Below are 10,346 nucleotides of genomic sequence, written 5' to 3'. Positions count from 1 at the left end.
CGATCGGCTGCTTAGCGATGGGCGGACACCCGGACGAGGTGCGCGCCCCGTACGAATGGCTGACCGAGGTGGAGCAGGAGCGGGCCGCCCGCTTCCGGTTCGAGGAGGACCGGGTCTGCTTCATCGCCGCCCACCTCCTCGTACGCCTCTGCGCCGCCGCCGCCCTCGACGCGGACCCGGGGGAGCTGACGCTGCTGCAACACTGCGACGTGCACGGCCCCGGGCACGGCAGGCCGTACGTCGAGCAGGCCCCGAAGCTGGGCGTCAGCTTCAGCCACACGCGAGGCTACGTGTGCGCGGTGGCCGGGCCGGGCAAGGTGGGCGTGGACGCCGAGCACGTACGCCCGGGCCCGCTGGACACGATGCTGGCCGACCGGGTGCTCACCCCGCACGAGCGCGCGCTGGTCACCGGCAACGACGAGCTGATGCGCCACTGGACCCGCAAGGAGGCGCTGATCAAGCGCGGCGAGCTGACGCTCGACAAGCTCGGTCAGGGCGGCGACGACCTGACGGGACGGCATCTGCTGGAGTGGAGCGCCGGGCCGGACATCAGGGTGGCGGTCGTCACCGACGTCCCCGCCGAGAGGGTGCCCATCCCGGAGGTCAGCGGCGGCGGGTCGGAGTCGGGTCGAGGAAGACCTGCCTGACCCCGGTGAAGCGCTCCCGCAGCCGCCGGTCCACCTCCTCGCAGGCGATCTCCACCCCGGCCGCGCTGGCCTGGTCCCTGAAGTCGATCTTCGCGGCGACCAGGATCGCGCCCGGCCCGATCATCATGGTGAGGAGCTCGACCACCTCCTCCACCTCGGGCTGGGCCATCAGCACGGCGCGGATGCCGGTCTCGATCGACTGGGGCGCGGCCTGGCCGATGAGTAGCGACAGGTTCGACTGGATGAGCGTGAGCGCGACGACCAGCAGGAGCAGGCCGATCGCGACCGACGCGGCCCCGTCCCAGAGCGCCGAGCCGGTGAGCTGGGAGCCGATCAGCCCGGCGCCGGCGATCAGCAGGCCGACGAGGGCGGCGGCGTCCTCGAACAGCACGGCCTTCAGCGCGGTGTCGGAGGTGCGCCGCACCAGGCGTACGGGGTTGACGTCGTGCCGCGCGGCCTCGCGGCGAAGCTGCGACATCGCCTTCGTGAACGAGATCGCCTCGATGACGAACGAGACGGCCAGCACGACGTAGGACGGGGTGAGGTCGGACAGCTCCTCCCCATGGCTGATCTCGTGCATGCCGTGCGTGATGGAGAACCCGGCCCCGCCCACCAGGGTCGCGACCGCCGCCATCATCGCCCAGACGAAGCCCGCCTTCCCGTACCCGAACGGATGCCGCCGGTCGGCGGGCTTGCCCGAGCGGCGGACCGCCACCAGCAGGAGAAGCTCGGTGACGGTGTCGGCGGCGGAGTGGGCCGCCTCCGACAGCATGGCGGCCGAGCCGCTGATGAGGCCGGCGACGAGCTTGGCCAGGGCGATGGTCAGGTTCGCCGCTCCGGCCACGAGCACGGTGCCCAGGCTCTCCCCCGACTTTTCCTCCATGGCGCACAACTGTATGTGCGCTAGATTGGGGATCATGAGCGCGCCTCGCTGGCTTTCTCCCGCCGAACAGCGTGCCTGGCGTACGCACCTGGCGCTGCACAAGCTGCTCATGCACCGGCTCGACCGCGAGCTGCAGGAGCACTCACTCTCGTTGAACGACTACGAGATCCTCGTCAACCTCTCCGAGAGCCAGGGACGGCGCATGCGGATGAGCGACCTGGCGGACGCGACGATCCAGTCGCGCAGCCGGCTGTCGCACCAGATCTCCCGCATGGAGGCCAAGGGCCTGGTGACCAGGGAAGACTGCCGTGACGACCGGCGGGGCACGTTCGCGGTGCTGACCGACGAGGGCTGGGACACGATCCAGCGGGTGGCGCCGTTCCACGTCGGGAGCGTGCGCGAGCACTTCGTCGACCGGCTCACCGACGACCAACTCCAGGCGATCGAGGAGGCGTACGCGCCGCTCGTGGAGCACCTGAAGAAGCTGCGCTGACATCCAACCGATATCCGTGACGGCGCGCGGCGTTCACGGTCGATCGATACGATCCGGTCATGCTGAGAAAGCTCCTCGTCGTGGCTGTCCTCGCGCTGGCGTCGGCGTGCTCGTCCGGCGGTGGCGGGGCCGAGCTGCCCGCCGGGCCCGACCTGATGAAGAAGTCCTCCGAGGCCATGAAGGGCGTCAAGTCGGCCGGCTTCTCGATCACGACCGAGGGCAAGCCGAAGGTGCCGGTCAAGAAGGCCGACGGCCGGCTCACGGCGGAGGGGGACGCCGACGGCACGATCACGCTCGACGTGCTGGGCACCCTGCAGGAGGTCACCTTCGCCCTCATCGGTGACACCGTGCACTTCAAGGGCCCGACCGGCGGCTTCCAGCAGATGACGCGCGACCAGCTGGCGCAGTTCTACGACCCGTCGGTGATCCTGGAGCCCACCAAGGGCATCGCGCAACTGCTCGCCTCGGGCACCGATCCCAAGGTGGAGGGCGTGGAGGGCGGCTCCTACCGGGTCGCCACCACCTTCCCGGGCACCGTCGTCGGGCAGATCATCCCCGGCGTCACGCAGGGGGTGAACGGCAAGGTCTGGATCGACCAGGCCACCAGCCGGCTCACCAAGGCCAGCCTGCCGCTGCAGGACGGCACGGTGACGGTGGCGTTCAGCGACTACGACGCGCCGGTCACCGTCACGCCGCCCGCCACCAAGTGAAGGCCGTCAGGTGAGGCGCACCCGCCGGGTGGTGCTCGGCGCGGGCGGCGCGGTGGTGCTGCTGGCCGCGCTGGACGCGTACGTGGTGGTGACGGTCCTGATCGACATCGCCGAAGACGTGGACATCCCGCTGAACCACCTCGAGCGCGCCACCCCGATCGTCACGGGCTTCCTGCTCGGGTACATCGCCGCGATGCCGCTGCTCGGCCAGCTCTCCGACCGGTACGGCCGGCGCCCCCTGATCCACGCCTGCCTGGCGGCGTTCGCGCTCGGCTCGGTGCTGACGGCGCTGGCGACCGGTGATGTGATGGTGGTGGCCGGGCGTACCGTCCAGGGGGTGGCCGGGGGCGCGCTGCTGCCGATCACGATGGCCCTCATCGGGGACCTGTGGGAGGCGCGGGAACGCCCGGTGGCCCTCGGCGCGGTGGGGGCGGCGCAGGAGCTGGGGAGCGCGCTCGGGCCGCTGTACGGCGGGCTGCTGGCGCTGGTGCCCAGCACGGTGGTGGCGGGGATCGAGCTCGGGGAATGGCACGCGATCTTCTGGATCAACGTCCCCCTCGCCGCCCTGGCCGCCCTGGCCGTCCACTTCACCGTCCCACCCCGCACCACCACCCCTCCGTCCGGCTCCGACACGCCAGGCCAGGTCCAGGCGGACGCGGCCACGGCGACCCCCCTCGGCGCCCCCAGCGCCACGTCCCCCAGCACGCCGAACACCGGCCAGGCGAGCGCGGGCCGAACGGGCGCGGGCCAAACGAGCGGGGGCCAAACGAGCACAGACCAGGCGGGTGCGGTGGCCGCGAGCGCGCCGGACGCCACAGCCGTCAGCCGGAGCCGGGAGGGCGGGCGGGTGGACGTGGTCGGTGGGGCGTTACTGGCCCTGGCGCTCGGCCTCCTGGTCGTGGGCCTGTACAACCCCGACCCCGCCAGCTCCGTGCTCCCCCCGTGGGGCCTGCCCGTGATCGCGGCCGGCGCCGTGACGGCCGCCGGCTTCGTCTGGTGGGAGATCCGCTCCCCCGTCCGCCTCCTCGACCTCACCGGCACCCGCAAGGGCCCGCTGCTCGCCACCCTGGCCGTCAGCTTCCTGGCCGGGGCGGCGCTCCTGGTCACCATGGTGTTCGTCCAGTTCACCGCCCAGACCCTGCTCGGCGAGGACGCGCTGGGGGCGTCGCTGGTCCTGGCCAGGTTCCTGGCGGCCCTCACCGTGGCCGCCCTGCTGGGCGGGCTCCTGGCGCGCCGGCTGGGCGACCGGGCGGTGGCGGTGGCGGGCATGGCGGTGGCGGCCGTCGGCTACTGGCTGATGAGCCGCTGGCCGCTCGACCTGGCCGGCGCGGGCCTCGTCATGGACGTCGACCTGGTGGTCGCCGGGCTGGGCCTCGGCCTGGTGATCGCCCCGGTGTCGTCGGCGGTGCTGCGCGTGAGCACGGCCGCCCAGCACGGCGTGGCGTCGGCGGCGGTCGTGGTGGCCAGGATGATGGGCATGCTGATCGGCATCGCGGCCGTGTCGGCCTGGGGCTTCTACCGGTTCCAGTCCCTGACCGCCCACCTGGACACGCCGCTCCCGTTCGGCGTGGACCCGGAGACGTATCAGCGGCGGCTGGCCGACTACACCGCGAAGGTGCAGGGGGCGCTGCACACGGAGTACACCGAGATGTTCCTCGTCACGGCGTTCATCTGCCTGCTCGGCGCGGCGGTCGCCCTCCTGATGCCGTCCCACGACGCCAGGCGCCGCTGACCGGGCGACCGGAACGCGACCGCGCCCGACGACCCCCCGGCGAGGACGCCCACACAGGGCGCCTCACCGGGCGCGTCGATCCGTCGGGTTTCCGCGAGGCCGTCCGGGCGGCCTCGCGGGGCTCGGGAACTCGCGGAGCGTCAGAAAAGGGTCATGGCGAGAGGCGGTGGAGGTCCCGGGGGAACGCGGTGGTCTGGCGGATGTTGGCCGCCCCCGTCAGCCGCGCCGTCCACCGCTCCAGCCCCAGGGCGAACCCGCCGTGCGGCGGCATCCCGTACCGGAACGCCTGGAGGTAGCCCTCGTACGCCTCCACCCCTTCGCCACGCTCGGCCAGCGCCCGCGCGTAGTCCTCGTACCGGTGCAGCCGCTGCCCGCCCGTGACCAGCTCCATGCCCCGGAACAGCAGGTCGAAGCCGTTGGAGTAGCCGGGCCGCGCGGGGTCCGGGTGGGTGTAGAACGGCCGCTTGGACATCGGGTACCCGGTCACGAACAGGAACTCCGACCCGTGCTCCCGCTCCGCCCACTCCGACAGCCACCGCTCCTGCCAGGGCGACAGGTCGGGCTCGTCGGACGAGGTCAGCCGCTGCGCCTCGGCGAAGTGGACGGCCGGGATCTCGGCGGGCACCGGCGGCGGCACGGCGCCGAGGAGGTCGAGGGCGGAGGAGGCGCGGCGGCGTACGGACTCCAGCATGCCCGCCACCACCTCCCGCAGCACCGCCATCACGTCCCGGTGGTCGCCGACGAAGCCCAGTTCGGCGTCGAGGCTCGTGTACTGGGCCAGGTGCCGCACGGTGTCGTGCGGCTCGGCCCGGAAGACGGGCCCCACCTCGTAGACCCGCTCGAACACCCCGACCATCGCCTGCTTGTAGAACTGCGGCGACTGCGCCAGGTACGCGGGCCGGCCGAAGTAGTCGATGCCGAAGACGTTCGCGCCCGACTCGGTGGCCGAGCCGACGATCTTCGGGGTGTGGATCTCGGTGAAGCCGAGCCGGTCGAGCGTCTCGCGGAACCCGGCCACGCTCGCGGCCGAGATCTCCAGCGGCGCCCGCAGCAGCGGGTGCCGCAGCGCGACGGGCGCGTGGTCGAGGACGGTCGGCAGCGCCGCCCCGACCACGGGCCGGTAGAGGTCGAACGGCGGCGCCACCCGGGGCTCCACCAGGACTTCGACCTCCGGCGAGACCAGCTCGTAGCCGCCCGGCGCCTGCGGGCTGGCCGCCACGGTGCCGGTGACCTCGACGACGCTCTCCTCAGGAGGCAGGTCGCGGGCGGTCACCGCCTGGGCCAGGCCGGTACGGTCCCTGACGACGAGAAAGGACACGGATTTGAGTTGCCGGCGACGATGGACCCAGCCGGCGATCGTCACTCGTTGCCCGGCGTGCTCAGCGAGCTCCGCCGACATGACACGAGAGATCATCACAGCTCCTCACGAGGAATTGCATGACCCCTTGGGAGTGCGGGGGAGAAGGGAACTCCCGGTGCCACCGCACTTTCGCCGCCCCGGCACGGAGGCGGCCTCGACGACCCGATGACGGGGGTCAGACCGGCGGGGCATTTCCTCCCCGCACTCGGGAGTGTCTTCACCAGCGGGGCACGGCGCCGCCTTCGCAGCTACCGGCGGCTCTCTGGACCCGTGCGGGCCCGCTGGCTACTCGGCTCCGTCAACGCGTTGCCGTAGATCCTACGATCAGGCCCGGGGCAACGGCAAAACCATTACTTGTCCTTCTTGGGGCGCTTCTCCCTGATCTTCATCGTCACGTCGATGGGCGACCCGGCGAAGCCGAACTCCTCCCGGATCCGCCGCTCGATGAAGCGTCGGTAGGTGTCCTCCAGCCACCCCGAGGTGAACAGCACGAACTTGGGCGGCTCGACCGACGCCTGCGTGGCGAAGAGGATCTTCGGCTGCTTGCCGCCCCTCACCGGCGGGGGCGTCTGCTGCACCAGCTCGGTCAGGAACGCGTTGAGCCGGGCCGTCGGCACCCGCGTGGACCACGAGTCGAGCGCCTTCTCCAGCGCCGGGACCAGCCGGTCGAGGTGGCGCCCCGTCTTGGCGGAGATGTTGACGCGCAGCGCCCACGGGGTGCGGACGAGCTGCCGGTCGATCTCCTTCTCCAGGTAGTAGCGCCGGTCCTCGTCGACGAGGTCCCACTTGTTGAAGGCCACCACCATCGCCCGCCCGGACTCGATGACCAGGCCGATGATGCGCAGGTCCTGCTCGGTGAGCGGCTCGCTGGCGTCGATCAGCACGATCGCCACCTCGGTGCGCTCCAGCGCCGCCCGCGTGCGCATGGCGGCGTAGAAGTCGGCGCCCTGCAGCTCGCGGTCGCGCCGCCGGATGCCGGCGGTGTCCACGAAGCGCCAGGTGCGCCCGCCCAGCTCGATGAGCTCGTCCACCGGGTCGCGGGTGGTGCCCGCCATGGGGTCGACGAGCACCCGCTCCTCGCCGGCCAGCTTGTTGAGCAGGGAGGACTTGCCGACGTTGGGCTTGCCGAGCAGCGCGACGCGGGCGGGGCCGCGCTCGGCCCCGAACGTGACCTGCGGCGTCTCGGGCAGCGCGTCGAGCATCACGTCGAGCAGGTCGCCGCTGGAGCGCCCGTGCAGGGCGGAGACGGGGTACGGCTCGCCCAGCCCGAGCGCCCACAGCGCGGCGGCCTCCAGCTCGAGCTGCTGGTTGTCGACCTTGTTGGCGGCCAGGATGACCGGCTTGCCGGACTGCCGCAGCACCGAGCCCACGATCTCGTCGGCGTCGGTCGCGCCCACGGTCGCGTCCACGACGAACACGACCACGTCGGCCAGCTCGACGGCCACCTGGGCCTGCTCGGCGATGCGCAGGTTCATGCCGGTGGCGTCGGGGTCCCAGCCGCCGGTGTCGACCACAGTGAAGCGGCGGCCGCGCCAGTTGGCGTCGTAGGTGACGCGGTCGCGGGTGACCCCGGGCACGTCTTCCACGACGGCCTCGCGGCGGCCGATGATGCGGTTGACCAGCGTGGACTTGCCGACGTTGGGCCGCCCTACGATGGCGACGACCGGCAGCGGAACGCCGTGGTCGTGCTCGGTGATCTCGAGCTCGTCGAGGTCAGCCTCGACCCAATCCCCCGTTGTCACGAATTTTCATCCTTTGCGAGTACCGCACCGAGTTTGGCTCAGGTGCGCTCTTTGACCAGCCTCAGCACCTCCCCGATGACCTCTTCCAAGGTCAGCGGGGTGGTGTCGAGCTCGACGGCGCCAGCCGCCATCGAGAGTGGGTCCGTCTTACGTGTCGAGTCCAGGGTGTCACGCCGGGCCATGGCCGCCTGCTGGGCCTCCACCGTGGAGCCGGTCACCTCGGCGCTGCGCCGGCGGGCGCGGGCCTCCGCGCTGGCCGTCAGGTAGACCTTGACGGCCGCGTCGGGCCAGACGACCGTGCCGATGTCGCGGCCCTCGACCACGATGTCACCGGCGCCGATGATCTCCCGCTGCAGCGCGACGAGGCGCGTGCGCACCTCGGGAACGGCGGCGACGACCGAGACCGCGCCGGTGACCTCGCTCTCCCTGATCGGCCCCGCCACGTCCACGTCGTCGACGCGGATCGTCGGGCCGTCGGGGTCGGTGCCGGAGACGATGGCGGGCTCGGCGCAGCGGGCCCCGATCGCGTCGGGATCGGCCAGATCGACGCCCTGCCGGAGCATCCACCAGGTCATCGCGCGGTACATCGCCCCGGTGTCGAGGTAACGCAGGCCCAGCGCGCGGGCGACCCCGCGCGACACGCTCGACTTGCCCGACCCCGAAGGACCGTCCATGGCGACGACCAGACCGGTCACGGCCTCTCCCTCTTCACGTTGTCCACCCAACCTGAAGAGGCTACCGCCTCCGGCTCAGTCGGCGATCCAGCTTCCGTGGAAGCCGAGCGGCACCCGGGCGGGCAGGTGCACCGTGGCGAGCGGCTCGCCGGTGAAGTCCTGCGCGGGGAGGATCACCAGGTCGGCCGCTCCCCTGGCCGGGTTGTTGACGTACGACATCACGTAACCGTCGTCCTCGGCCTGCCCGGAGCCGACGAAGACGGGCTCGCCCACGTACGCCCCCCGCCCGAACTGCCGCGACTCCTGCGTCCCCCGCTCCAGGTCGTGCTTGATGAGCGTGTTGTCGAACGCCTCGTCGGGCAGGTCCTCCAGCTCAGCGGCCGGGCGGACGATCTCGTGCAGCTCGCGGGTGGCGGCGGTGTAACCGTAGCGGTAGGGCCGTCCGGTGCGGCGCTCGTCCATGCGCGGGAACTCCTGCGCCCGGTCGTCCAGCCGCGCCACGCCGACCCGGCCGGTGGCCAGGTTGACCCGCCACCGGTCGAGCGTGGGCGAGCCGCCGGCGTCGAGCCGGGCGTCCACGAACCCCTTCGGGTAGCTGACCACGTCCACGACCACCTCGTCGCCGTCGTCGTAGGCGTTGAGCGTGTGGAAGACCCAGCAGGACGGCGCCTCCACCCACCGCACGTCGCCCGTCTCGCGCGACATGAGCCCGAGCCTGGGCGCGTGCGCGTCGTTCCACGCGTACGGCAGCGACACCCCCTTCTCCGCGTGGGCCATGCTGAACGTGACCGGCAGGTCGTAGATCACCACGAACCGCTCGGTGAGCGCGAAGTCGTGCACCATCGGCGCGTCGGCGATCGGGATCCTCCTGACCTGCGTCACCGCGCCCTTGGGGTCGATGACGACGTGCTGGTGGTGGTCCCAGCCGAAGAAGTACGCCAGCGCGTGCAGCTCCCCGCTGACCGGGTCGAGGTGGGTGTGGGCGGCGTACCCGCCGGGCAGGCCGCCGTCGAAGTCGCAGGAGCCGATGGTGTCGAGCTCGTAACCCAGCTCGTACGGCAGCGCCCCCGCCTCCACGGTCGCGAACGTGCGCCCGGCCACCCCGATGACGTGCGTGTTGGCCGCGAAGTCCATGCCCTCGTGCACGGGCCCCGGCCTGGCCGGCTCGCCGAGCCGCTCGGCGACGGCGGCGCTGCGCACCCAGCGGTTGCGGTACCACTCGGCGCGGCCGTCGCGCAGCCGGACCCCGTGCACCATGCCCTCGCCGAGGAACAGGTGGCCGGCGTTGGGGTCGTCGAGGCTGAGCGGGTTGGGGCCGTTGCGCAGGTAGCGGCCGTTGAGCTCGGCCGGGATGCGGCCGGTGACCTCGAGGTCGAAGGCGGTGATCTCCTCGGCGACCGGGGCGAACCCGTTCTTGAAGGGGGTTGTGCTCATGGCGTGTCCCTCTCTTCTGGAGCCAGGAATGGGGTGAGCACCGAGGTGCACAGCAGGCGGTAGCGCCGCTCGGCCTCGGCCCGATCGAAATAACCCGAAATTTCCAGACTTACGGCGCCGTGCATGGCCATCCACAACACGTCGGCGATCTCCACGGCCTCCGCGCCCCTCAGTCGGCCGGCCTCCAGGCAGGCCGCCACGCCGCGCACCAGCAGCTCGAACGTCCTCTTGGACGCCCGCACCGCCTCCTCCCCCGGCGTGAACCCCGGCATCGCCCCCTGGAACATGACCCGGTAGTAGTCGGACTCGCTCAGCGCGTACTCCCGGTAGAGGGCCAGGCCCGCGTGCAGCCGCCGGAGCGTGTCGTCGTCCGGCGGCACGGCCAGCAGCCGCCGCTCGAACCGGGCGAACCCCTCCAGCCAGAGCGCCTCGCTGAGCCCGTCCTTCCCGCCGAAGAGCGTGTAGATCACCTTGGTCGAGCAGCCGGCCTCGGCGGAGATCCGCCGCACGGTCAGCGCCTCCGGCCCCGCGCCGATGAGCAGCCGTTTGGCCGCGTCGAGGACGGCCGCCCTGACGGCCTCCTGCCCCTGCCGCTGGGCCTGCTGATAGGTGGTGATCGTCATCCAGAAACGCCGTTTCTTCCGGGTAACACTGTTACCACCCTTTCTACG

At 71.9% G+C, this 10,346-nt stretch carries 10 protein-coding genes; 4 read left to right on the top strand and 6 right to left on the bottom strand.

The genetic code is table 11. The annotated features are described in order from the left end of the window. Positions 1–17: 17 nt before the first annotated feature. Complete coding sequence (locus tag ACBJ59_RS07375; RefSeq protein ID WP_375109379.1) at positions 18–647, top strand: 4'-phosphopantetheinyl transferase family protein; 630 nt, start codon at positions 18–20, stop codon at positions 645–647. Here ACBJ59_RS07375 and ACBJ59_RS07370 read toward each other — a convergent pair. After that, positions 604–1,530: a cation diffusion facilitator family transporter gene (locus ACBJ59_RS07370; RefSeq protein WP_375109378.1), complete on the bottom strand. Its 927-nt coding sequence runs from the start codon at positions 1,528–1,530 to the stop codon at positions 604–606. The genes ACBJ59_RS07375 and ACBJ59_RS07370 overlap by 44 nt on opposite strands. 34 nt (positions 1,531–1,564) lie before the next feature. Between ACBJ59_RS07370 and ACBJ59_RS07365 the strand changes: the two genes are divergently transcribed. From ACBJ59_RS07365 to ACBJ59_RS07355, 3 genes are read left to right on the top strand one after another with little or no spacing between them, the layout of a single operon-like run. Next, complete coding sequence (locus ACBJ59_RS07365; protein ID WP_375109377.1) at positions 1,565–2,023, top strand: MarR family winged helix-turn-helix transcriptional regulator; 459 nt, start codon at positions 1,565–1,567, stop codon at positions 2,021–2,023. Positions 2,024–2,082: 59 nt separating this feature from the next. Further along, complete coding sequence (locus ACBJ59_RS07360) at positions 2,083–2,733, top strand: LppX_LprAFG lipoprotein (protein ID WP_375109376.1); 651 nt, start codon at positions 2,083–2,085, stop codon at positions 2,731–2,733. A 10-nt stretch (positions 2,734–2,743) separates the two neighbouring features. Then, positions 2,744–4,465 (top strand): MFS transporter, encoded by a 1,722-nt coding sequence (locus tag ACBJ59_RS07355; protein ID WP_375109375.1) that lies wholly within the window; start codon positions 2,744–2,746, stop codon positions 4,463–4,465. A gap of 151 nt (positions 4,466–4,616) precedes the next feature. Here the strand turns inward: ACBJ59_RS07355 and aspS are convergent, their stop codons facing one another. The 5 genes from aspS to ACBJ59_RS07330 form a co-directional block, all read right to left on the bottom strand. After that, positions 4,617–5,879, bottom strand: a complete 1,263-nt coding sequence (gene aspS, locus ACBJ59_RS07350) for an aspartate--tRNA(Asn) ligase (protein ID WP_375109374.1) — start codon at positions 5,877–5,879, stop codon at positions 4,617–4,619. 296 nt (positions 5,880–6,175) lie between these two features. Next, complete coding sequence (der, locus tag ACBJ59_RS07345; RefSeq protein WP_364134876.1) at positions 6,176–7,567, bottom strand: ribosome biogenesis GTPase Der; 1,392 nt, start codon at positions 7,565–7,567, stop codon at positions 6,176–6,178. A gap of 38 nt (positions 7,568–7,605) precedes the next feature. Beyond that, on the bottom strand, positions 7,606–8,262 hold the full coding sequence (gene cmk, locus ACBJ59_RS07340; protein ID WP_375109373.1) for a (d)CMP kinase: 657 nt from the start codon (positions 8,260–8,262) through the stop codon (positions 7,606–7,608). Between the two features lie 54 nt (positions 8,263–8,316). Beyond that, positions 8,317–9,675 (bottom strand): carotenoid oxygenase family protein, encoded by a 1,359-nt coding sequence (locus tag ACBJ59_RS07335; RefSeq protein WP_375109372.1) that lies wholly within the window; start codon positions 9,673–9,675, stop codon positions 8,317–8,319. Further along, positions 9,672–10,298: a TetR/AcrR family transcriptional regulator gene (locus ACBJ59_RS07330; RefSeq protein WP_375109371.1), complete on the bottom strand. Its 627-nt coding sequence runs from the start codon at positions 10,296–10,298 to the stop codon at positions 9,672–9,674. The genes ACBJ59_RS07335 and ACBJ59_RS07330 overlap by 4 nt, the downstream gene beginning before the upstream one ends. Between the last annotated feature and the right edge of the window lie 48 nt (positions 10,299–10,346).

Origin of the sequence: Nonomuraea sp. MTCD27 (genome assembly GCF_041950495.1) — a bacterium.
In the GTDB taxonomy this organism is placed as follows: domain Bacteria; phylum Actinomycetota; class Actinomycetes; order Streptosporangiales; family Streptosporangiaceae; genus Nonomuraea.
Note: the sequence above shows the minus strand (reverse complement) of the source record. Positions and strands in the feature narration are given on the sequence as shown.

What these genes read in the sequence shown, in the direction of transcription:
- ACBJ59_RS07375 (WP_375109379.1), top strand. Translation starts at nt 18, where the DNA reads ATGGGCGGACACCCGGACGAGGTGCGCGCCCCGTACGAATGGCTGACC.
- ACBJ59_RS07370 (WP_375109378.1), bottom strand. Translation starts at nt 1,530, where the DNA reads ATGGAGGAAAAGTCGGGGGAGAGCCTGGGCACCGTGCTCGTGGCCGGA.
- ACBJ59_RS07365 (WP_375109377.1), top strand. Translation starts at nt 1,565, where the DNA reads ATGAGCGCGCCTCGCTGGCTTTCTCCCGCCGAACAGCGTGCCTGGCGT.
- ACBJ59_RS07360 (WP_375109376.1), top strand. Translation starts at nt 2,083, where the DNA reads ATGCTGAGAAAGCTCCTCGTCGTGGCTGTCCTCGCGCTGGCGTCGGCG.
- aspS (WP_375109374.1), bottom strand. Translation starts at nt 5,879, where the DNA reads ATGATCTCTCGTGTCATGTCGGCGGAGCTCGCTGAGCACGCCGGGCAA.
- ACBJ59_RS07335 (WP_375109372.1), bottom strand. Translation starts at nt 9,675, where the DNA reads ATGAGCACAACCCCCTTCAAGAACGGGTTCGCCCCGGTCGCCGAGGAG.
- ACBJ59_RS07330 (WP_375109371.1), bottom strand. Translation starts at nt 10,298, where the DNA reads ATGACGATCACCACCTATCAGCAGGCCCAGCGGCAGGGGCAGGAGGCC.